Origin of the sequence: Pseudomonas oryzihabitans (assembly GCF_014522265.1) — a bacterium.
In the GTDB taxonomy this organism is placed as follows: Bacteria; Pseudomonadota; Gammaproteobacteria; order Pseudomonadales; family Pseudomonadaceae; genus Chryseomonas; species Chryseomonas aestiva.
Window position 1 is genome coordinate 4855014 of record NZ_CP017024.1, and the last position, 22699, is coordinate 4877712.

General features: G+C 57.7%; 25 protein-coding genes. 21 read left to right on the plus strand and 4 right to left on the minus strand.

Features of this window, described 5'->3' with window-relative positions; genetic code table 11:
- The first annotated feature begins 131 nt into the window (after positions 1–131).
- The 14 genes from BGI51_RS22370 (at position 132) to BGI51_RS22425 (ending at position 10419) form a co-directional block, all read left to right on the plus strand.
- Positions 132–1190, plus strand: coding sequence for a DUF4214 domain-containing protein (locus BGI51_RS22370; RefSeq protein ID WP_187979797.1), 1059 nt, complete (start codon positions 132–134; stop codon positions 1188–1190).
- A 47-nt stretch (positions 1191–1237) separates the two neighbouring features.
- Complete coding sequence (gene pilM, locus BGI51_RS22375) at positions 1238–1675, plus strand: type IV pilus biogenesis protein PilM (protein WP_187979798.1); 438 nt, start codon at positions 1238–1240, stop codon at positions 1673–1675.
- Positions 1676–1784: 109 nt separating this feature from the next.
- Positions 1785–3821, plus strand: a complete 2037-nt coding sequence (locus BGI51_RS22380; protein ID WP_187979799.1) for a DNA topoisomerase III — start codon at positions 1785–1787, stop codon at positions 3819–3821.
- Between the two features lie 1249 nt (positions 3822–5070).
- The gene (locus tag BGI51_RS22385; RefSeq protein WP_187979800.1) at positions 5071–5445 is read left to right on the plus strand and encodes a hypothetical protein; all 375 of its coding nucleotides are present in this window, start codon (positions 5071–5073) and stop codon (positions 5443–5445) included.
- 320 nt (positions 5446–5765) lie between these two features.
- On the plus strand, positions 5766–6185 hold the full coding sequence (locus BGI51_RS22390; RefSeq protein ID WP_187979801.1) for a hypothetical protein: 420 nt from the start codon (positions 5766–5768) through the stop codon (positions 6183–6185).
- Between the two features lie 256 nt (positions 6186–6441).
- The gene (locus BGI51_RS23825; RefSeq protein ID WP_007160880.1) at positions 6442–6567 is read left to right on the plus strand and encodes a hypothetical protein; all 126 of its coding nucleotides are present in this window, start codon (positions 6442–6444) and stop codon (positions 6565–6567) included.
- Positions 6568–6696: 129 nt separating this feature from the next.
- On the plus strand, positions 6697–7059 hold the full coding sequence (locus BGI51_RS22395; protein WP_187979802.1) for a hypothetical protein: 363 nt from the start codon (positions 6697–6699) through the stop codon (positions 7057–7059).
- A gap of 64 nt (positions 7060–7123) precedes the next feature.
- The gene (locus BGI51_RS23830) at positions 7124–7249 is read left to right on the plus strand and encodes a hypothetical protein (protein ID WP_290127621.1); all 126 of its coding nucleotides are present in this window, start codon (positions 7124–7126) and stop codon (positions 7247–7249) included.
- Positions 7250–7721: 472 nt separating this feature from the next.
- Complete coding sequence (locus BGI51_RS22400; protein ID WP_187979803.1) at positions 7722–8192, plus strand: STY4534 family ICE replication protein; 471 nt, start codon at positions 7722–7724, stop codon at positions 8190–8192.
- Positions 8193–8333: 141 nt separating this feature from the next.
- Positions 8334–8501, plus strand: a complete 168-nt coding sequence (locus BGI51_RS22405) for a hypothetical protein (RefSeq protein ID WP_187979804.1) — start codon at positions 8334–8336, stop codon at positions 8499–8501.
- Positions 8502–8552: 51 nt separating this feature from the next.
- Positions 8553–8777, plus strand: coding sequence for a hypothetical protein (locus BGI51_RS22410; protein WP_187979805.1), 225 nt, complete (start codon positions 8553–8555; stop codon positions 8775–8777).
- A 73-nt stretch (positions 8778–8850) separates the two neighbouring features.
- Positions 8851–9408: a hypothetical protein gene (locus BGI51_RS22415; RefSeq protein WP_187979806.1), complete on the plus strand. Its 558-nt coding sequence runs from the start codon at positions 8851–8853 to the stop codon at positions 9406–9408.
- 68 nt (positions 9409–9476) lie between these two features.
- Positions 9477–9977: a RadC family protein gene (gene radC, locus BGI51_RS22420; protein ID WP_187979807.1), complete on the plus strand. Its 501-nt coding sequence runs from the start codon at positions 9477–9479 to the stop codon at positions 9975–9977.
- A 265-nt stretch (positions 9978–10242) separates the two neighbouring features.
- Positions 10243–10419 (plus strand): hypothetical protein, encoded by a 177-nt coding sequence (locus tag BGI51_RS22425; RefSeq protein WP_187979808.1) that lies wholly within the window; start codon positions 10243–10245, stop codon positions 10417–10419.
- Positions 10420–10780: 361 nt separating this feature from the next.
- On the opposite strand, the gene BGI51_RS22430 is transcribed toward BGI51_RS22425, so the two are convergent.
- Entirely contained in the window at positions 10781–12481 is a 1701-nt protein-coding gene (locus tag BGI51_RS22430; RefSeq protein ID WP_187979809.1) for an AIPR family protein, read from the minus strand.
- Positions 12482–12851: 370 nt separating this feature from the next.
- Between BGI51_RS22430 and BGI51_RS22435 the strand changes: the two genes are divergently transcribed.
- The 6 genes from BGI51_RS22435 to BGI51_RS22460 all read left to right on the plus strand — a co-directional run bounded on the left by BGI51_RS22435 (position 12852) and on the right by BGI51_RS22460 (position 18964).
- Positions 12852–13484, plus strand: coding sequence for a DUF3275 family protein (locus BGI51_RS22435; RefSeq protein WP_187979810.1), 633 nt, complete (start codon positions 12852–12854; stop codon positions 13482–13484).
- A gap of 76 nt (positions 13485–13560) precedes the next feature.
- Positions 13561–13926, plus strand: coding sequence for a hypothetical protein (locus BGI51_RS22440; protein ID WP_187979811.1), 366 nt, complete (start codon positions 13561–13563; stop codon positions 13924–13926).
- Between the two features lie 65 nt (positions 13927–13991).
- Positions 13992–14570, plus strand: coding sequence for a hypothetical protein (locus tag BGI51_RS22445; protein ID WP_187979812.1), 579 nt, complete (start codon positions 13992–13994; stop codon positions 14568–14570).
- Positions 14571–14644: 74 nt separating this feature from the next.
- Positions 14645–16096 (plus strand): DUF6094 domain-containing protein, encoded by a 1452-nt coding sequence (locus BGI51_RS22450; protein ID WP_187979813.1) that lies wholly within the window; start codon positions 14645–14647, stop codon positions 16094–16096.
- 118 nt (positions 16097–16214) lie between these two features.
- Positions 16215–16604 carry a hypothetical protein gene (locus BGI51_RS22455; RefSeq protein ID WP_252977167.1) on the plus strand — a complete coding sequence of 130 codons (390 nt, stop codon included), beginning with the start codon at positions 16215–16217 and terminating at the stop codon, positions 16602–16604.
- A 116-nt stretch (positions 16605–16720) separates the two neighbouring features.
- Positions 16721–18964 (plus strand): DEAD/DEAH box helicase, encoded by a 2244-nt coding sequence (locus tag BGI51_RS22460; protein ID WP_187979814.1) that lies wholly within the window; start codon positions 16721–16723, stop codon positions 18962–18964.
- 292 nt (positions 18965–19256) lie between these two features.
- Here BGI51_RS22460 and BGI51_RS22465 read toward each other — a convergent pair whose 3' ends face one another.
- From BGI51_RS22465 to BGI51_RS22475, 3 genes are all read right to left on the minus strand, one after another.
- Complete coding sequence (locus BGI51_RS22465; RefSeq protein WP_187979815.1) at positions 19257–19997, minus strand: hypothetical protein; 741 nt, start codon at positions 19995–19997, stop codon at positions 19257–19259.
- Entirely contained in the window at positions 19997–21121 is a 1125-nt protein-coding gene (locus tag BGI51_RS22470) for an AAA family ATPase (RefSeq protein ID WP_187979816.1), read from the minus strand. Before BGI51_RS22470 ends, BGI51_RS22465 begins: the two co-directional genes overlap by 1 nt.
- Before the next feature lie 468 nt (positions 21122–21589).
- The gene (locus tag BGI51_RS22475) at positions 21590–21973 is read right to left on the minus strand and encodes a hypothetical protein (protein WP_187979817.1); all 384 of its coding nucleotides are present in this window, start codon (positions 21971–21973) and stop codon (positions 21590–21592) included.
- 85 nt (positions 21974–22058) lie between these two features.
- Here BGI51_RS22475 and imuA point away from each other — a divergent pair, with 85 nt between their 5' ends.
- On the plus strand, positions 22059–22691 hold the full coding sequence (imuA, locus tag BGI51_RS22480) for a translesion DNA synthesis-associated protein ImuA (RefSeq protein WP_187979818.1): 633 nt from the start codon (positions 22059–22061) through the stop codon (positions 22689–22691).
- The last annotated feature ends 8 nt before the right edge of the window (positions 22692–22699 follow it).

A 22699-nucleotide genomic window follows, 5' to 3' on the forward strand; every position in this document is an offset into this window, starting at 1 on the left:
TAGACCGGGCTAACACACAGTGCCAAAATGCGGCTTATGACCGCTATGGATACGGATCAGGGGTACGTGCTAGATACGTCGTGGGATCTGGAAAATATTGTCAAATTTATTGATGGGTCAGGAGCAGTATCATGAACATCGCGCAAGCAAAGGCTAATATTACATACGCCTTCCAGACTTACCTCCCGAATAATCCAGGACTGGAAAAAGACATACTTTCCGGATTCGATGAGATTATAGGTTCCAAAGGCTTCGAATATACCTATGAGCTTTGCATGCAGACGTTCATCTACAGTCTGAGCGCATATGGCAACAAGTTCCCAGGATACTTCCCTACCGCTGCCGATGCTGCGGACGCCGTAGGTTATGTAAACAAGATCCCTGCCTCGATGATGGTCGATGTCCTCTACCCATCGGCTGACGCTGCTACCAAGGCTAACCTGGTAAATCAGATCAATACGGGCACCCTTTCTCGCACAGATTTCACGACTGGCTTGGTTGCTGCAGAACAAAAGACTCCGGCTCCAACTATCGACCAGATCAAACAGAACATCCCTCACTTCGACGGATCGGGCCTGCCCTCGGCCAGCCTGAGCTTCTCTGGCATTACTACTGACCAGGCCGACTTCCTGGTAGGCGTTTATGTCGCCTCGTTCAGCCGCGCCCCGGACTTCGCCGGCCTGAACTACTGGGCGCATGACCTGGCGGCGCTGTCCTCCAAAGGCGTGAGCAATACCGCTGCGATCCAAGAGATCACCGCCACCATGTACAAAGCCGGCTCGCAGAATGGCGAGAAAGGCAGCAGCATGAGCAACAGCGCCTACGTCGACTACCTCTACAACAACGTTCTGGGCCGTGGGCCCGACGCTGCTGGACAGTCGTGGTGGGTGAACGACCTGAACAACGGCTCGCCCCGGGACAACTTCCTGGCCACCTACCTGCAGGCGGCGCTGGAGCATCAGAGCGATGCTACCTATGTCCAGGCACGGATCTCGGTGGCCAAGTACGCCGCCCAGCTCAACCGGGATGGCGGCAGCGTCGATCTCTCAGGCGTCCTGAGTGGCGTCACCAATGCCAGCAACGCGCTGACCAAGATCGAAGCCCTGCAGGCCTCCATGCCCAAGTCGGCCGAGATCGATACGATCACCCTGACCGGCGTCACTGCTGATCACGCGGTAGCCTACGCCTAGGCTGCGACGACGGGCCATGCCCAGCATGGCCCGCTTCTGGAGCTCGCATGAACTTCACCTGGCTGCTGGCCTTCCTGGCACTCACCGGCTCCGCCTCACTCTTCTACCTGCAGGACAACGCCGAGCAGACCCAGGCACGCGCTGACGTCTCGGCGATCGCCTACAACCTCCTCACCTATCGCAATGCCCTGGCCGAGTACGCGCACGCCAATCCGACCATCACCGGCGCGCCGGCCGACTCTGTCCTGGCACTGCCTACCTGGTACCGCAAGCTGCCGAACGTCTCCGGCTATGTGAACGCCGGTCAGAGCTTCACCTACTACCCCACGCCGCCGAATGGCCTGGTCAGCAAGATGGTTGACCTGACCCAGTCTCAAGCTATCGGCACGGTAGTAGCCAGCACGCTGCAGAGTCCCATCAGCGGCAACATGGGTGTCGTTGTTCCCCCAGCCATTCCCAACGGCTCAGCGCTCGCCTATCAGTAGCGACCCCGGCACAACCTTTCCTGAGTCAGATGCGGTTCCGCGCTGACGCCTCATGCTGCTCCAGGCACGGTTCCTCTGTAGGCCACTCGGCCATCAACAGGGGAATCCTATGCGTGTGTTTTTGTGCGAGAAGCCCAGCCAGGGCAAGGACATTGCCCGGGTGCTCGGCGCCACCGGGCGCGGTGAGGGCTGCATTCGCGGCCAGGGCGTGGTCGTCACCTGGGGGATCGGCCATCTCCTCGAGCAGGCGCCACCAGAAGCCTACGATCCGGCGTTGAAGTCCTGGTCCTTGGATGCGCTACCAATCCTGCCGGCAAACTGGAAGGTCGAGGTCAAGCCCAAGACCAGCAGCCAGTTCAAGGCGGTCAAGGCAGTGCTCAAAGAGGCCACCGAGCTGGTCATTGCGACCGACGCCGATCGCGAGGGCGAGATGATCGCCCGCGAGCTGCTTGAGCATTGCGGCTACCGCGGCCCCGTGCAGCGACTGTGGCTCTCGGCGCTCAACGACGCCTCGATCCGCCAGGCCCTGGCGAGCCTCAAGCCCGGGGCCGAAACCTTTTCCATGTACCACTCGGCGCTGGCTCGCTCTCGGGCAGACTGGCTGATCGGCATGAACTTCACCCGGCTGTTCACCCTTCTCGGCCGCCAGGCAGGCTACAGCGGAGTGCTGTCAGTAGGACGGGTACAGACGCCTACGCTGCGCCTGGTGGTCGACCGCGATCGGGAGATCGCCCACTTCGTCCCGGTGCCGTTCTGGAGCCTGGATGTGCTGCTGGCGGCCAACGGCCAGACCTTCACCGCCCAGTGGCGACCTGCCCGCGACATCACCGATGACGAGGGGCGCTGCCTGGACCAGCGCCATGCCCAGGCTGCGCAGGCACGTCTCACTGCGGGATCTATCGCCATTGCGGTGTCGGTCGAGACCGAGCGGGTCAAGGAGGTGGCACCCCTGCCCTTCGATCTGGGCACGCTGCAGGAGATCTGCTCGAAGAAGCTCGGCCTCGGGGCTCAGGAGACCCTGAACGTCGCCCAGGCGCTGTACGAGACGCACAAGGCGACGACCTACCCCAGGACCGACTGCGGCTACCTGCCCACCAGCATGCTGCCGGAGGTGCCGGCCGTGCTCGAAGCGATCCGCCGGACCGATCCGTCCATTGCCCCGGTGCTGGCCAGCATCGATCCGGCCCAGCGCTCGCGGGCCTGGAACGACGCCAAGATCACCGCGCACCACGGCATCATCCCGACCCTGGAGCCCGCCAACCTGGCGGCCATGAGCGACAAGGAACGTGCGGTCTACAGCCTGATCCGCGCGCACTACCTCGCCCAGTTCCTGCCCCACCACGAGTTCGACCGGACGGTGGCTGATTTCGACTGCAACCAGGTCGCTATACGGGCAGTGGGGAAGCGCATCGTCGTGCCGGGCTGGAAGACGCTGTTCCAGGCCGCGCCTGCCGCTGAGGATGATGAGGACAGCAAGGAGAAGGACCGCGCGCAGATCCTGCCGCCGCTGCAGAACGCCTCCCGCGCCCAGGTGCAACAGGCCCAACTCAAGGCGCAGCAGACACAGCCTCCCAAGCCCTACACCGAAGGCGATCTCATCAAGGCGATGAAGACCGTGGCCAAGCTGGTGACCGATCCGCGCCTGGCCGCCAAGCTCAAAGAGACCACCGGCATCGGCACCGAGGCCACCCGGGCCAGCATCATCCAGGGCCTGATCGATCGTGGGTTCCTGCTCAAGAAGGGCAAGGCAGTGCGGGCATCCGACGCCGGCGTCTCGCTGATCGCCGCGGTGCCGCCGGCAGTGGCCGACCCGGGCACTACCGCCATCTGGGAGCAGGCCCTGGACATGGTTGAGGCCGGCACGATGCAGCTGGATGACTTCATCGCCAAGCAAGGCGCCTGGATCGGCAAGCTGGTCGCCCAGTACCGCCAGACCACACTCAGCATCAGGGTCCCTGAGGGTCCGTCCTGCCCGCTCTGCCAGGGCAAGATGGGGCAGCGAAAGGGCAAAAGCGGCGACTTCTGGTCCTGCCTGCGCTACCCCGACTGCAAGGGCCTGGTGAACATCGAAACGTCAAAAGGGAAAGGCAAGGGCGGCCCAGGTAAGGCAAAGCCCTCGACGCGGTTAGGCAACCACTCAGCGTGAAGAGGAAGCCGGCAGGTCTTCTTTGCCATCTGTTGGCCAGGGATGAGGCGCCTGAAGTCGCGTTTGAAGTAGGTCCGCGTACTCATGTGCCTCCTCTTCGCTCGCGAAGTAGGCGTCCGCACCAGGAATGGAGACACGCCAAGGTTGTGCATTGCCGTCAGCGAGATGTTGGATTGTTACCGCTTTCATGAGTCGGCCCTGCCGTAGTGATATCCACGGCTGTTGGTGGACACCGCAGGTGTCCTAGTAGGGTCCGACCCCAAGGGTACTAGGTCGTGCGATATTGCTTTACCCAGAAGTCACCCCCCATAATGCAAGCGTTCCACCCCGCTCGCGCACTGGCGGTCATCAGTGGCAACCCCGGAGTTTCTCGACCTGGTCTTGAAGCTCCACCCCAAGAGCACGCTAAGCATCGGGTAGGGCGTGTAGATCTTTGCGTGATGCTCTCCCTGTGTCTCCCTGCTCCGCAGCTGACACGCAGCCGTCTAACTTCGTGATAAGCGGGTTTACAGGCACATAGGGCTCACAGAAGGTTCGGTGCACACTGTACTTCGGGCCAACCTGGTGTGTTGGCCCACACTGTTCCTCCCCTTCAGCTGCATTCGAAGGGTAGCCTGGTCCTCTCGGCATCGCCTGGTGGACGAGGCTACCCATCGGGTAGCCCTCCTCTCTGCCGGTGCCCGCCGGCGCAAAAATGGGATCCCTTTGTACGCGGATGCGTGCCTTTCGATTACTGGCCCCAGCCACGATAACGGGTCGGGTGAATACGACGATCATCAGGACGGTAGGTCAATGCCCAGGGACCACCAGCGCCGGTGCTCACGCTCACAGGTGGCATCTTTCTCTTGAGCTTCACTAGCCTCACCCTCGCCGAGGCGCCTTGCTGCTAGACCCAGCGTTGCGCCTGGCGCGCTTCTCCTGCTTCCCCCTCGCTCGACCGCCGCTTCCGCTCCTGCCGTGCTCTGCCCTCCTTCCGCTTGACAGCCCTATCTGCCGCCTCTGATGATTGCCCCATGTTCCGCTGACGTCGTCAGCAACATGCCCAGGCAGCTCTGGATCTCAAGACTGCAACGTGGTCACCCACGTCGATCCGCACCCATAGTTCGCCAAGCTTCCGGAGGCGCGAACGGTTGACCGGCTCTACCGGTTGATGGAGGCACCTCATACATCTGCTCTACCTACCCAGCGGGGACACACTCCCCCGCCCGGGATCAGTGTTTCTCTGCATCATCCCTGCAGGAGAAACACCATGATTTCCAACCTTTCCCACGCTGCTTTCCCCACCAGCAACCGGGCAGTGCTCGACCCCAACAAAAGCATGTTGCTCCAGCCAGCTTCGATCAGACAGCATGTCGATCAGCTGTATGACCAGGCATGCGTTCGCTATACCACCTACGACACCATGGTGAGCAAGGGCTTCTCCGAGTCCATGCGCGAGGCCTTTGGCGAAGACGAGCAGGCGGACGAGAAAGCGATGTTCGCCTTCAAGTATGCCCGTGAGCGTTACGGCTATTTGAGCATTGAGGAGCAGGAGCAACTCGATGAAGGACTGGCCGACGATGGGTACTGCACCCATGGCTTGACCTGGATGACCTGCCCCTGCGGATGTTTCGAAGGGGATTGAAAGACACACACGCCCTCCTCCTGGAGGGCTTTTCTTGTGTGCTTCAATTGACAAGCACCTCGCCCGTGAACATTCTTGAGCCATGTTCCGCTGACGTCGTCAGCAACATGCCCAGGCAGTTCTGGATCTCAAGACTGCAACGTGGTCACCCACGTCGATCCGCACCCATAGTTCGCCAAGCTTCCGGAGGCGCGAACGGTTGACCGGCTCTACCGGTTGATGGAGGCACCTCATACATCTGCTCTACCTACCCAGCGGGGACACACTCCCCCGCCCGGGATCAGTGTTTCTCCGCATTACTCACCTGCAGGAGAAACACCATGACCACCCCTACCCTGAGCTATCGCTTTGGCGAATCCGTCGGTACTGCCCTGCGTCAAATCATTCGCTCCGTGCGTAATGCTCAAGCCCAGGCACGTGCTGCGCGTCCGTCCATAGCACCGGCTGAACGCCGTGTAGTCGAGTTTCCGCAACCGATCGTATCGGCTGCTGTGCTCGAGGAGATGGACCACGTGCCAGCGTTCGTTCGCCGCAACGCGATCGACCTCAACACCTGGTTCAAGCAAAACACCCAGGAAGCCCAGCCTGAAAAGCCCAAGCGCGAGCGCAAGCCGCGCAAACCCAAGGCTGCCGCCTCTGTCACTGAGCCCGTCCAGTCGCCAGCACCCCGCGTGCTGCGTCCGGGCTCCTTGGACCAGCTGATCGCCCCGTTCGACCCTGAGGTCGCGCTGGCCAGCTGATTCACACCTTACCCACCCCTGTCGGGAAACCTCCCGTCAGGGCGGGTTTCCTGACGTCACCCTTGAAGAAGGAAGACTATGAAACCCAAGCGTCAAGCTGCCCTAGCGGAGGATCTCCGTAAGATCGGTACAACCGCTGTAGCAGCTGCTGTCGTAGGCCTTTTCCTCAGCGACCACAAGTCGTTGACGGCTTGCGCACTGGTAACTGGTGCAGTAATTTGGCTGTATGGCATCTACCTAACCAAGGAGGAATGACATGAGCCAGACCGCCTTCGGGATACTCATGCTGGGAAGCCTGCTGACTCTGTGTACTGGTTTGACGGTCTGGGCTGATTGGCCCAACCTCAAGCAGAAGGCCCAGAAACTGCTAGGCCACCACTGATTGATGCACCGCTCTACCAAAGCCCTCCTCGGAGGGCTTTTTCATTTCTGGGGGGTGTTGACAAGCGTTGACCCTCTGACACCTTAAGCCTTTCAGCCACAGCAAACTCTCACACCATGGAGGCCTTTCATGGGACTTGATCTGGCGTTGTACAAGGCACTGCGTTCCGTCGATGTGCCGGACGATAAAGCAATGGCTGTCATCAAGGCTCTGGAGAATCACATACTCGCCCAGCGGGCTGCCAAGGCTGGCCATGCACAGCGGCTGCTGGATACCGAGCCTGGCTTGGCACAGCCTCAGCTCGATGTGAGGCCTGGTCTTACTCTGACTCAGCTGAACGCCGCCGAGCAGCCTCGGTTGCGTATCACGCCGGCTTTGGCATCATCTCGGCTGAATACCAAGTCTGACGTCGATCAGCTAGTGAGCAGATTTACGATCGATGTGTCCCTCATGCTCATTGCTTTTGTACTTATCTTGATAGCGGCAATGTAGTCCATGCATTGAGCAACCGCTCTTAGCAGATTCATAGGCGCAGCCTTTACTACGGAGAAATGACATGAGTCAGACCACCTTTGGCGCTCTCATGCTGTGCTCGCTTCTTTTCGTATGCTCTGGCATGGCGATCTGGGTCACCTGGCCGAACTTCAAACACAAGGTGCTGAAGCTGATCCGCTCGCACTGACGCCTCGCTCTACCAAACCCCTCTTCAGAGGGCTTTTTCACGCTTGAGGGTATTGACAAGCGATGCGGCCCTGAACATTCTGAGGATGTATGCCGCTGACGTTGTCAGCAACATGCCCCAGGCAGTCTCGGATCTCATGACTGCGATGCGCCTCAAGCGCATTGATCCAAACCCAAGTTCGCTAAGCATTCGGTAGCGCGAACGATTGACCGGCACCCCCGGTTGATGAATGCACCTTCCACCCACCCTCGACGGGACTACCCGTCAGGGCCGGTCTCCGCCCCAACCTGTTAGTTCACCATCCGCATGGGCGTCATGCTCTCGACCGTTGTTGGCATCATGCTGACCGCGCTCAAGTTCATGCACTGACCTGGCACCACCCTTTCTGGCTACACCCACCCACGCGGGGAATACTCTTCCCCTCCCGGGCAAGGTGTTCTCCGTTTTCACCTATTGAAACTGGAGATACACCATGAGCATTCAAGCCAACGAAAGCCAATACTTCGACCTGCACACCACCGGTATCGGTTACCTCAACCGCATCCGCGAAGTGAAACCCAAAGGCAGAGGCGCCAAGCCGTTTTTGGCCGTCACCGTAGCAGCCCTGTGCGGCAGCAAAGAAGCGGTGGAATACCGCTACATCGACTGCAATGTCGTCGGCGCCGAAGCTGAAAAGCTGGTTCGCCGTTGCATTGAAGCCGTCAACGCTGAGAAGAAGGTCCTCGTGTCCTTCCGCATCGGCGATTGCTGGGCTGATCCCTTCACCTACTCTTCTGGACCGAAGCAGGGACAACACGGCGCAAGCCTGAAAGGTCGTCTCCTGTACATCGGCTGGATCAAAGTGGAAGGTGAGTTCGTCTACGAAGCCAAACCGCGCGACGCAGCCCCGGCTGAGCAGCAAGGTACGGATCAAGGGGATGACAGCGACCAATCGGCCGCTTGATTCACCCAGTTCTTCCAGGCGCCCACCGGGCGCCCCTGCTCTACCTAGGCTTTGCCACCTTTCTCTTCGCACACCCATCCGGGGGCACCATCCCCGGACCGGGGCATGGTGATCTCCATTAGCTGAATTTTGGAGCCCATCATGCAAGTCATCGCCACCCTCAAGTCCGAGCTGCCCGCCCTGCCCATCGTTGCCGAAGTCTCCTATGACGACGTCACCGAAGAGCTGCTGAGCAGCGACCTGTTCTGCGACAACGCCTGGTTTCTGTTCGAGATGAACGCCACCAGCGTTGACCGCGTCCAGGCCTGACTGACCACACCCTACAGGCGCCCTCGGGCGCCTTTGTCTTTTGGAGGCCCCATGGCTACCAATACCGCACCGGCTCACAGCAAGTTCGATCTCGACGACGCCGATAACAACTACCCGTTGCAGGTCCTGCAGTCGCGCCGTGGCTTCTACCTGGGCACCGTGGACGATGAGGGCATGCCCTTCAGTCGTGAATCGGCTGAATACTTCCGCAACCACAAGGCTGCCGAAAACGCACTTAACACAGGCAAGTGGACTCGGCATTCGCTGAGCATCTAACGAGCTGAAATCTACCCTTAAGGGATTCATCATCCCTTGAGGGCATGATGAATCTCAGGACGTTGGAGGCATCATGGATTTGATTATTCAACACTTCGAAGGCCAGGCCTTCGTCAGTAACCCTTACGCACCTGGTACGTCTCTTCGCCAAGACCTTTTCGAGCGGCAGTTCACCATCACCCTGCATGGGTCGATGGAGCGCTTTGATGAATCTGGTCGTGGCACCTTCCACATCAATGGCCATGTCCAGCTCGCCCAGTGCGGCCTGCTCGACGACATCCTGCCGATCGCCCTGGAGGCGATTCGACAAGACCGCTATCCAACACCTGTCGCCGTGCTCGACTTCCATCCGAGGCGGATCTGCGTTTCCGATCGCCACGGCCACCTGGTCATGGCGGGCAAGGTAGATCGTGAGAGCCGCAGCATCCACTGGATCGACCCCTGCCGCACGGCCGAGGAAGAGAAGGTGGTGCTGGCTCAGATCCAGCTGTTGCGTTCGCGCTCTGCGTTCCAACACGGCTGGGAAAACTTCAGTACCTCACGACTGCTAGATACCGACGCTGACCTACTCAAGGGCCGGCTCGTTCACAAAGCCTGGCGGCCGCACGTTCGTGCCCTGCTAAGCGCCTGATCTCACCATACCCATCAGGGGACACCGTCCCCTGGGGGCGGTTGTCCGCCAACGCTTTGGAGACAACCATGACCAACGTCCACACGCTCGACAGCACCTCGGCCATCCGCGCTCGCGAAGACGCCATCATCGCCGAAGCCAAGGTCATCTTGGACCAGCGACTCTTCACCCGCGGAAGGCGCATCAACAGCCCTGAGGATGTCCGCAGCTACCTGAAACTCAAGCTAGCGCCAGAGCCTAACGAAGTCTTCGCCGTCATCTTCATGGATTCCCCGTATCGGGTGATCGCGTTCGAGATCCTGCAGTACGGCACCATCGACAAGGCCTTGATCAGTCCTCGTCACGTTGCCCAACGCTGCCTGAAGCACAACGCCGCCGCGGTCATCGTGGCGCACAATCACCCCTCCGGTAATCCCGAGCCTAGCGAGGATGATTACAGCCTCACTGAACGCCTGCGGGACGCGCTAGCGCTGCTGGATATCCAGCTGCTGGACCACTTCATCGTGGGCAAAGGACAGCCTCTCTCTATGGCGGAAGCCGGACGTTTCACTTTCGCCACCTCAAGCTGATACAGCCCCTGGTACTACACCTTCCATTCACCTACCCAGAGGGGCTGACCCTCTGGGCAGCTCCTCGTCCGAGGAGTCTTCAATGAACAATGCGTCCACTTCTACCGCCCAGTCGGTAACCGAACACAGCGGCCTGGTAGCCGTCCTGACCGATCTCCAACGTTAAGGGTGGCGCGCCTCCGAACTATGGGATGGCGAGGCCTGGGGGCCTATCCACGCCATCTGGTCCACTGATGAGATCGCTAGGCACGCGGCGGAAACCGATTTGGCCAAGCTGCGCTTCCTATCGGAAAGCACCGCCGGCCACGAAGGTGTGATGCTGCTGGTATGGGGCAATAGCCCTATCGAGCTGATCGCCGACATGACCATGGCGAACGGCTTCAGTGAGGCCGTCGAGCTGGCCCAGCGAAGCGTTTGGCCGCACTACCCGGAGGAGGAATAGCCATGTGCTGGACCTGCCCGCAGTGCGGTTCTAATGACGTCTCAGCTGAGGGGGGAGTGATACCCCCTCGACCAGACATTGATGCGCCCGAGGATGCTGAGTTCGACTGGGACGACACCTGCGAGATGACCTGCAACACCTGCCAACACCAGGATCTCTCGATGTTCTTCGTGAGTGATCTGGAGAGACGCAAACCACAACACTGCCTCCCAGAGGCTCAATGCCTCTGGAAGGCAAAACGCGTAAGGCAAGAACACAAATAATAAACTTGCCTAGCCAAGGCTGCCGTCGCTTGGGCACCCTATTCTATAGTGCTCGAATGTCACTCTAGACTAAAAGAAAGAACTGAAAACGGCTCTTATTAACGAAGATCCAATTCCTCTCGTATCTTGTCTGTAAACGTCTTGCTTCTTGCCGCCTCATGGCCGGACAGCCGGAGCAACTGCATACACTTAGTTATTGATGCTGCTGCAGCCTGAAGAATCAGAGTATATTTTTCTGCGTCATCTAGCTCAGAGATGACATCCTCGTACCCGTAGCCAGACGTCGCCTTGACTTTTAAAATATAGTACTGATAGACAAGATAGACTACGTGATATCTTAACTGACGAAGATCGCCATTAATCATTTCTTTTTTGAAAAGTGACTCGGCACGCTTTAGTATCAATGCTGGAATATAGTAAGATTCAAAGTTATCACCAGGCTTGAACATTCTTTGCCTATTACTATTAAGGAGCTCCCCGTAATAACGATGAGTACTTTGAGGCTGGGCCAAGTGAGCAGCGACGTACGCACCAATTTGAGTAGGCAATGTGACGATTTGACTGGAACTGACGCTAGGCTCACCACCATACTGTTTAGAACGCCGTTCGTAATAGATAGGCGTCTTAATCGCGCTCGATTTCGCCTTATAGAATTCTTCAAGATCACGATGGAATTGAGACAACGATTCGAATGCTTCGTCCCTAACCTCCGTCTGTCTATTTGTAGCTTTCACGACCTTAGTGGCAAATTCATAATCAGTAGTTTCGATTATTTTTATCACTATATGCGTTTCATCGGACAGTTTTTTAGATTCCTCGAAGAGCATGTAACTCGTCTGGCACCCATTGACTATTTGGAAATCTGTTAATTTAGCCTTTTTGTTGATTAGGTCTACTTTCTTTGCGATCAAGGTGATGCCATTATTAAACACTGGAAGAGCACCTTGTTCTTTATTATTCCTGATTGTATTTCTTATACCTTCATTGACTTTATTTGCCCCTTGAAAATCCCTAACATTATCTTCAAATAAATGCTTTTGTAGACCTCCATCACTGTCAGTTATTAGTCGGACGTAATCGATTGCCCTTATACTTCCTATCCAAGCCTGTCTTGCTCCCGGCATCTCAGGCAGTGAAACGTGGTTGCTGAACTCAATTTCTTTTATAGTCTTTCTGTTTATTTCACGATACGACTGCTTTAGTTTTTCTGCGTCATAGAAGTGAAACTTAATGGAGGAAAACAAACTACTTTTCTCTAACTCCCTAAGCTCCCTCCTTACCCTTCCAGTTATTTGCTCCGGCTCTTTCCATTCGCCGGTCGTGACAAAGTATAGATCCAGCGCCGGTGCCTCATGAAGATTTAGTGAACTACGATATATTTCATCTTTTATTTGGCGTAAATTTTTAACTGAGTTATTTTCAGGGATAGCTGGCTCTGAATCAAAAAAACTCTTTATTCCAAATATTAAGTTACCAACTTGATCACCATTAAACCTTGGCGATTTCTTGGTTTGAATAAATGCAAAAGAAACACTAAGGTAGCCATTTTTATCTAAAAAAAATGGAATATCCTCTTTGGCCTGTGTTATGTTTCCATTTACAATAAAGGCAGCTCCATCTAGACCGATATCATCCGACCCTCCGACATGCAAGGAACTGAATTCAAATTCTCGAGGATACTGCTTAGATACAACACAAAAATTAACGAAATGCTCAAACACCTCTGAGTCATCAAGCTGATCCAGAGCATGAGCCTTTTTAAAATTCTCTATATATCCATTAAGTATTTGATCTTTCATTTAAAACCCCAGCCATTTGATTGCTTGCCACTCGAATTCGTATGCTTTGAAAAGACTTCATTCAACAATATAGCCGTAGCAACCAGATACGTCCGTGTCCTCCAAAGCCCCAATAGTTTTTCTGACACCTATTGACCTATCTTAGAAGTGCTACCAGAATCTGTAGCACATGCCGCTGACGTTGTCAGCCATGCCCAGGTGGTCAGGATCTCAAGACCACGGCGCTCTGCGCTGATCCAACCCCAAGCTTGCCCAGCATCCGGTAGCGCAAGCGGTCGGCTCCGCCGATGGATGCACCTTTCACCGTTTTCTCCCACAGGGTACCCATCCCCTGTCGGGCATGGCGTGCCCCTTATTCATGAGGACCGCCATGATCAAGATCCCCGGCCACCTGGCCATCCGCACCATCCAGGGACGCAACGGCGCTTTCAACGTCGGTCGGCTCTCTACCTCTATCGGCGAATTCGTCATCAAGGACGCTGTGCTCGAGCAACACGTCGAGGGCAAGTACCGCGGCGAGTTCGTCATCACCGAGATCCGTGCATCGTCCTACAGCACCGGCGGCCGTCTGGTCATCGAGATTCGCGCGCGCCTGGACAGCATGATGCTCGAGGACCTCGATGCCTTGACGGCCTACGACAACGCGCAGATCGATGCGCAGTCGCCGGATCCGCTCGATGAAGAGCAACCTGTCGCGGCACCGCCGTCAAAGGCTCGACCACAACCCGCTCGTCCCGCCAGGCCTGCCAATGCTCCAGCAGCGCCTGCAGATGACAACGCACCCTTCGGGATGCCGGTATCACCAGCAGCTGCTCCGGTAACGCCTGCGCCTGACGTCGATGAGGCTGACCAGGAGCTCTTCGGCACCGTCTGGCCACTCGGCGAGACAGTGCGACTGGACTCCACGGTCGACCGGCAACGCCTCAGGCAGCAATGCCAACGGCTGAGCGAGCTGGGCTACGCCATGGACTTCAAATCGCAGGCCTGGAACCGCGCGGCCTGACCTCACCTTCACAACCACACCCGGCTGGGACCTCTCCCAGCGGGAAGGCCTGGCCATCACCTAGAGGACCTTCCCCATGGGCTGGCTGTTTTCTCACCCTACGCGCGATGCGCTGATCTCTGAACTGACCGCCAACGGCGAAACCGACAACTGCACCCGCACGGTCATCGATCATCACTTGGTCGACAACGTGCTGTGGCAGATCGTGATGCTGGTACCCAAACGCGATGGCGTCTTTCCTGGCGTCGCCGCCGGCGAAACCTGCACCTTGATCGGTTGCGACCTACTGGATGTTCACGGAGGCCGCTGGGGCCACAAGTCACTGGATGAAAGCTCGGGCCCCTTCTACTGGAGTTGCCCGCTGCACTTCCTGCCCAAGGCCACCCACGGCATCAACCCCGAATGGCGCGAAGGCGTCCGGCGATACCACGCGGCGCGCTGAGCGTCTTCCCTCACCCACCTCGGGGCAACCGCCCCTGGGCGCGTTGCCTCCACAAGGAGCTGACGATGCCCCTCTACCCTATCGATGAGTGCCCCGATCTGCTGGTGGACGCCTGCGTCTGCGATGAAGAGCGGCGGCTGATCTTTCTCTCGGCCTGGGGCCGCGACACCGCCGTCCAGGAATTCCTGGCCAGGCTCACCTTGGGACGCAGCGAAGGCGGCCTCGAGCAATTTCACCTGGTCCAGAGCGGCCGCAGCCTGCCGGTCTTTCCGGACGCTGAGCGACTGGAGAAGCGCACGACCCGCCCGCTGCGCGGCACCCTGTTTGGCAGCCTGCTTCACGTCTGGCTGTTCGACGGGCGCTGCGCGGTACCGGATCGTGCCAATCACTTGGCCTACGCCTTGGTGCGGGAAGGCGTCGACCCCCTGGCCAGCCTCTGGCCGCTGGTAGTCGACACCTGCCCACTCCCGCTCCTGCCGCACTGGCAGGGACCGGTCATGGAGCTGCTCCTGCAGGAGCAGATGCTTGAGCGCCTACCCGGCGCCCTGGGCGACCTGGCCGGCTGGCGACTCCGACTCAAGCTCGACGAGCTGCAGTACCACCTTGGCCAGCGTATCCGCGCCGGTCAGCTCACCACCTCCTGATCGGGCCGATTGCGGCCCCTTACTCATTAACGTTCTTAACGTTCATTAACTTTTCCAATACTGGAGCTCCGACCATGGCCCTGATGTTCCCGCGCCTGGCGCGCAACTTTGCCAAGAACGGCTATTACCCCACCGACGAGGTCACGCTCGAACGTACCCTGCAGGCCCTGAGCCCTGCCTCCACTGGCCCCATGCGGATCCTCGATCCCTGCGCCGGCGAAGGTGTGGCCCTGGCGGAAGCTGCTCATACCCTCGGGCGTGAGCGCGTCCAGGCCTGCGCGGTGGAGTACGACCGGGAGCGTGCCGAGCACGCCCGTGGCCTGCTCGATCGCGTCCTGCAGGGCGACCTGATGGACACCATCGTCACGCGGCAGGCCTTTGGGCTGCTCTGGCTCAACCCACCCTACGGCGACCTGGTCGCCGACCACAGCGACGCCACCCAGTATCAGGGCAGCGGCCGCCGGCGACTGGAGAAGCTGTTCTATCAACGCTCGCTACCGCTGCTGCAATACGGCGGGACCCTGGTGCTGATCGTGCCGCACTACGTCCTGGACGATGAGCTGTGTGGCTGGCTCTGCAACCACTTCACCAGCCTGCAGATCCACGCGGCCGCAGATCCGACCTTCAAGCAGGTGGTGATCTTCGGTATCCGGATTCGCCGGCAGGACCTGGCGAGACCCGCTGACGTCAAGGCTACCCGGGAGCGCTTTCGTGCGATCGGCAGCAGTGAGGCCTCGGCCGAACCGCTACCGGAGGTATGGCTCGGGGAGCCCTATGGGGTGCCAGCCGCCGTCACGGAGCTGGAGCACTTCTACCGCGTCACCCTGGAGCCCGAGCAGCTCGCCCTAGAGACAGGTCGACTGGGCGGACTCTGGAGCGACTTCACCCTGCACTTTGGCCAGGCTGGCCAAGTACCACGACCACCGGTCAAGGCGCTATCGCAATGGCACCTGGCCCTGGCTCTCGCAGCCGGGGCCATCTCGGGCGTAGTCACCTCTCCCAATGGGCGGGTCCTGGTACTCAAGGGCGACACCCACAAGGAAAAGGTCAGCCGGACCGAATTCACTGAGGATGAGGACGGCAACGTCCTGGAGTCGCGGATCCTGACTGACCGTTTCGTGCCCGTCATCCGGGCCTGGGACATGACACCGGGATCTCAGACGCTGGGACAGGTCCTGACCATCACCTCGGCGCCGGCAGCGGCCGAGCCACCACCACCTGCAGCACCTGAACCACTCCGGCTACCGGCTGGACGCTTCGACCCTGGTCGGATCGTCATTACGGCAGCGGTGAGCGAGCGGGTGGAACGCGGTGAGCTCAACCCCGTGACCTACCTGCGGCGTCACCTGCAGGCGGACTGGGGCGAGCTTGACCACGAGGACAAGCACAGCAACGACCAGGCCCTGCGCCTGGGCAATCGGCTGTTCTCCAGCTACGACACCCCGATGTCCGATGAGCCCCGGCTCTGGATCATCACCGAAGCCGACCGCAGCGTGACCACGCTGCTGTTGCCCTCGAATTACTAACCCGACCCGCCGCCGGCGGCCACACTATTACTCGACATCCTATTACTTCCACCCCCTGGGTACGCCGATACCCATCCGGGGTCGGCCGTGCCCAGATCTCATTGATCAGGAGCTTTACATGGCTGACCTTCCGACCTTACCCAAGCCGTACTTGGCAAACTCGATTGCGCTTCCGGAGCGCTTCGCTTGTGAACTCCACTCTCCAGCCAGCCTTGCTCGTAGGAAATTTGACCCAGGCCGAATCGTCATCACGCCTGCCGTCAACGACCTAGTGGAGCGCGGCGAGCTTGACCCGACCGCCTTTCTCAGCCGGCATCTGAGCGGAGATTGGGGTGACATGACTACTCATGAGCGACGCGAAAACAACCAGGCGCTCGCGCGCAAAAACCACATGGGCAACGCGCTGTTCTCCAGCTATGACAATAGAGGCCTGGCTGGACCGCGCGTATGGATCATCACCGAGGCCGACCGCAGCGTAACCACGCTGATGTTGATCACGGACTTTTAACCCAGCCCGCCGCCGGCGGCCACGCTGTTACTCGACATCCTATTTCTTCCACCCCCTGGGTACGCCGATACCCATCCGGGGTCGGCCGTGCCCGTTTCTCATCTCAGGAGATCCACATGACCGACCTCAACGCTGGCCAGCCGGCCCTGCTCACCACCGTCAGCTTGACCGACTTCATCGCCGAGTTCGGCGAGGGTCTGCTCGACTCCCTCAACCGCTCCAACCCACCGGTCTATGCCGGCGCCGCTCACACCGGGCGCCAGGCCGTGATGGCGGGGCTCAACCGCACACCCTTCCCGGCGCAAGCCGATGTCGTCCAGGCGATCGCCGCGCTGCTGCTCGACCGCGGCGAACAGGCCGGCATCATCAACGCCGAGATGGGGACCGGGAAAACCATGATGGCCATTGCCGTGGCAGCTGTACTCCACGCCGAAGGCTACCGCCGCACCCTTGTCGTCTCCCCGCCCCACCTGGTCTACAAGTGGCGGCGCGAGATCCTCGAAACCGTCCCGGGCGCGCGCGTCTGGGTGCTCAACGGGCCGGACACCCTGGTAAAGCTGCTCAAGCTCCGCCAGGCCCTGGGCGAGCCGTACGATGGTCGTCAGGAGTTCTTCATCCTGGGCCGCGTGCGGATGCGGATGGGCTTTCACTGGCGGCTGGCGTGCGGTACGCGCCGCGCCGCTGGCGGACGGCGACTGGCCTGCTGCACGGACTGTGGTCGCGTGCTCGAGGACGAGGAAGGCAACTACCTTACCCTGGAGGAGTTCCGGTGCGAGGAACGACGTCGGCAGTGTCCGAAGTGCAAGGCGCCCCTCTGGACGCTGATGCGCCCGGGCAAGACCGCGACTGGTGACAGACGCAGCGTGATCCTCAAGTCGATGTGCCGCATACCTACCATCGGCCCCATCCGGGCCGAGAAGTTGGTGGCTGACTTCGGCGAAGAGTTTCTCGCCACGATGCTGGCTGACAACGTCCACGAGTTCATCAATCTGATGGACGCCAAGGGCAACTTCGTCTTCAGCGATCGCCAGGCTAAGCGCATGGAGCGAGCGATGGCCAACCTGGAATTCGGCTTCGGCGAGGGCGGTTACCAGCCGACCGAGTTCATCAAGCGCTACCTCCCGGACGGCTACTTCGACCTGCTGGTGGTGGACGAGGGACACGAGTACAAGAACAGCGGTTCGGCCCAGGGCCAGGCCATGGGGGTGCTGGCAGCGAAAGCGCGCAAGACGCTGCTGCTGACGGGCACGCTCATGGGCGGCTACGCCGACGATCTGTTCTATCTCCTGTTCCGGATCCTCTCCCGGCGCATGATCGAGGACGGCTACCGACCGAACGCGCGCGGCAGCATGGCCCCTGCGGCCATGTCGTTCATGCGCGACCACGGCGTGCTCAAGGACATCTACACCGAGCGCGACAGCCAGTCGCACAAGACGGCCCGGGGCAAGAAGCTCTCGGTACGGACGGTGAAGGCCCCAGGCTTCGGCCCCAAAGGCATCCACCGCTTCGTGCTGCCCTTTACCGTGTTCCTCAAGCTCAAGGACATTGGCGGCAATGTGCTGCCGGCGTACCAGGAGGAGTTCGTCGACATCCCGATGGAGGCGCACCAGGACGCGGCCTATCGGCAACTGGCCAGCAAACTGACCGCGGAGCTCCGCCAGGCTCTGGCACGGCGAGACACCACGCTACTTGGGGTGGTGCTCAATGTGCTGCTGGCCTGGCCGGACTGCTGTTTCCGGCCGGAGGTGGTGAAACACCCTCGGACCCGGGACACCTTGGCCAGGGTCGACGCGATCTTCGACGAAGACCAGGCCAGCCCCAAGGAGGAGGCGCTGATCGAGCTGTGCCGTCAGGAGAAGGCGCTGGGCCGCAAGGTGCTGGCCTACACCGTCTACAGCGGCACCCGGGACACGACCAGTCGGCTCAAGCGCTTGCTCGAGCAGGCCGATCTGAAGGTGGCGGTACTGCGTGCTTCGGTGGATACGGCCCGGCGCGAGGATTGGATCCTCGACCAGGTCGACCGTGGCGTCGACGTACTGATCACCAACCCGGAGCTGGTGAAGACCGGGCTGGATCTGCTGGACTTCCCGACCATCGTCTTCCTGCAGACGGGCTACAACGTCTACACCCTGCAGCAGGCAGCGCGACGGTCGTGGCGGATCGGTCAGAAGAAGGCGGTACGGGTGCTGTTCTTCGGCTATGCCGGCAGCTCGCAGATCACCTGCCTGCAGCTGATGGCCAAGAAGATTGCGGTGGCTCAGAGCACGTCGGGAGACGTTCCGGAGTCAGGACTCGATGCGCTGAACCAGGACGGTGATTCAGTCGAGATGGCGTTGGCTAGACAACTTGTCGGAGCGTAAAAAAGGGCCCTTCGTAAGAAGGGCCCTTTTTTGGCCAAGAAGATTGCGGTGGCTCAGAGCACGTCGGGAGACGTTTCGGAGCTAAGGCTCGATGCGTTAAACCAGGGTGGTGATTCGGTTGAGATGGCGTTGGCGAGGCAACTTGCAAGTAGTTATTCTTCAGACCCACCCGAGGGTGGCTTTATTTAAAGAGACAAATAACTTATTATAAAATTAAGAAGAGTCCGAAAAATGGAAAAATGAAAACACCCCTGATTAGTCCCCTAATCCGCTATAGTGAAGCCATATTGGCCTAGGTTATTGAATCGCGTAATATATCAAGACCAAAATAGTCTGCTAGAAATATAGGAAATGCACTTAAAACGAACAACGGATCTCGAGGCAAGTTTTCATCCTCTTCATTAAGTTGCTTCCTTGCAATACAAGCCTGATTATTGACAGGCCCCAGAGGATTTCCGCTTTCAATAATTAAATTAGCCTTCCGAAGATTTGCCTCTATCAAGAAACGCCATTCTAAAGCAGTAATTTTTCTTGCATCTTGATAAGCCTGCGAACCTCTTTCAGCAGACATCCGCTTGTATATTTTCCCTCTAGAATCTTCAATAGCTACCGATCTAGCAAGAAACTCTTCCACATTATCGATATCTCTAATGGCCTCTACCATCGGATAACTTATAAATAGCTTCCCATGCTCAGTTTCGTTATCAAACCGATTTAGCATCTCAAGCAGCTTGCGCCCGCCAAATTGGTCATCAGATGGCTCGAAATCAAAGAAAAGGTAAATTTGTCCGATTTGGTCTCGTCTTAACCTCGTCAGATTATCATCTTCATTAACAGAGGGATTTAGCTCCTTGACAAGTTCAAAAAGGTCCAGATCATCATCTGCAGAAATCTCTTTATAGAGCTCGTAAATGTCATTTTTAAAAGTTGCGAGCAGCCTTTCCTCTTGATTTGGAAAAAACACCTTTTCCAAGCTTCCAAAATAAAGCCTCTCTAACCGCTCGCCCTCAAATACAAATAGAGTTCGCTCCATTAGCTAGACAACCCTTTATAGATTTTTTCTAAATTATGAGCTTTTCTAAGCTCTTTATCAGTTAGCTGAGTAAGCGGAAGTATTTCCTTATCCAAGACAAAGTAACAATCAGGGCGCAGAAGATCGTTACTCATAACGCCTGTATTGTGTGTTGATAAAATCGTTTGGGCATCTGCTTGGATGATTTTCTCTACAATCGTAGAGGCTAGTGCATGGTGATAGAAAGCATCAAACTCATCAATGTATGCAAACTTCACTTCCCCTTTCTTTAGACGCAGCCACCAAAAATAAAATATCCCAAGGGACAATGTCCCTGTAGATGCAGTTGCACCAAACTCCAACTTTAGCCTACCGAAATCAAAGCAGATCGTTTGATTATCACTGGAGCTCGCACTGGGATTGGTTTCAACTACCAGTTTACATTTTATTCCAGCACTATTAAGGAATTGCTCAAAGTCCTTCACAGATCCGCTATCTATTATGCTTTGCGAAAGACGTTTAACTCCAATATCTTTACCTACGTACTCTCCTTTATTAGTAGCGTTCAAAGACCTAAAAAAGACCATGCTCTCAATAAAAACCAAAAGCTTAGAAAAAAGAGTGTTTTCCCTAGACTCATCTAAAAGAGAATTACTTTTTATATATTTAAGCAAAGATATTCCCGAATCACCTACATCTTTCTTCAGGTGCTCTGTTCCTTGCAAATTTATCTCGCCCAGCGTCGATTGACGACGATCTATCTGCAAAACAACCTTGTCGCCTATGGAAAGCCGCTCATAAACCAAGTTGTTCCACTCTTTTTTTCCATACTCGTATACAACTTCAGACCCGTCGATAACAAATTCAAATACAAATTCAGCAATAGTTACGTCAGACCCTCCATTAATATAATTATTAGCCAAAGAAGGAAAATAACTTGGAGAATCCACCAGATGTAAAACCGGATCAACCATTGCAAGACCCAAGTTGGTTTTTCCACCGCCATTGGGACCATAAATCATTGCATGCCTTACAATGCCATCATTGACAGCACGCTCATTGAACTCATATTGTTGGCTCAGCAAGTCAAAATGCAGCCAATCTGAAAAATTTCGGAAATTTTTGACAGAAAATTTACTGAGCATTGAATAATTCCTTTTTGGCTATGCTGCATAGCTTACCACCTTCGCAAGCTTCCGTAAAAAAATTACGGCTTAAAGCTGCTTTGACCAGCAGTGCACCACAGCGCAGTGCAAATTTGCGACGGAAGCAATTGTCGCTTTCAAAAAAGAAACAATTACAATCTCTCCAAAAATAAAAATACGTCTACATTTAATTCGACTGACCATTACCATGTTAGAGCCGAAGCTCTCGATAGCTTCTTATAATTTGGTTACTCAGCTGTCAGCCATTCACTGTATGGTGGGTCTACCGCCCATGAAGGCCTATCTCTTCCTTTACCGTTCGTCGGTGTCAAGCTTGCTGGGAACCCTTTCACTGATTACTGTCTATCCATACAGTATCCTGAAAGGAGGCCTATTCCATGTCCATTTCGCGCCCCATCCCTCATCTCTGCCACGGTTGTCCCGGTCGTTCTGTCAAGTATCAGAGGGTCATGGCTTCAGGGACTGAGCAGGTGGGCCGCTATGGACATGCTTGGTGATGAGCAGGACAGCTTCGAACAGCAGCAGTCCCTTTTCCGCCCTACGGAGCTGACGTACTGCCGCAACCTCGTTGACCTGCTGACCGAAGAGCTCGATCAGGTGCGTCAGTGCCTCGGGCAGGCCCAGCGCGCCAATCGCATTCTGGTCGCTGAGCGGGATGTCCTGACGGCGGAAGTACAGCGTCACCGACTGCGCTACGTCCAATTTGTCCAAGAGGAGAACCAGCGCCACGTGCCCCATGGCGACCGACTCGTCCCGGACGACCGCGATGATCCCCTCTCGCGTGCTCAGCGTCATATCCTGCGGCTCGAGTCGATGAACTCCGTCCTGCATGCGGACCTCTTCAAGGTGCGGGCGCAGCTGCAGGTCCTGCTAACCGAACGTGGCAGCACGCCGTCGGCCCCAACAGGGGTGCAGCATGGATAATGCCGCCACCAATGTCGTTGCGCTCGACTCCCTGCTCGATAGCCGCCGCGTGTGGCGCGGGCAGAGCCCCCACGTCGACGACGCCAGCACCCAGCCAACTGGGCACGCCGCGCTCGACGCCCAACTACCCCTTGGCGGTTGGCCAGATGCAGCGCTTACCGAAATCCTCAGTGCGCGACCGGGCCTGGGTGAGCTGTGCCTCGTATGGCCGACACTGGCGCGCCTGACCGCCGCCGGCGAGCGGGTTGTACTAATCGCCCCTCCCTACCTGATCTACCCGCACGCCTGGTTGCAGGCTGGCGTCGACCTTGGCCGGCTGAGCGTCATCCAGGTGCAGGGCAAGGAAGTGCTATGGGCAGCGGAACAGTGCCTGCGCTCCGGTAGCTGCGGTGCGGTGCTCTGCTGGCCCAACCGTGCGGATGATCGCGCGCTGCGCCGGCTGCAGGTCGCTGCAGAGACCGGGCAGACCCTTGCCTTTGCGTTCCGCCACCAGCGGGAAGCCGTCAATGCCTCACCTGCAGCACTGCGCCTGGTGCTCGAGGGTTCGCCTCAGCAGCTGCGGGTGCTCAAGTGCCGCGGCGGCAATCCACCGGCGACCGCGCTGGCGCATCGGGTCTGGCATTGAGGGACAAC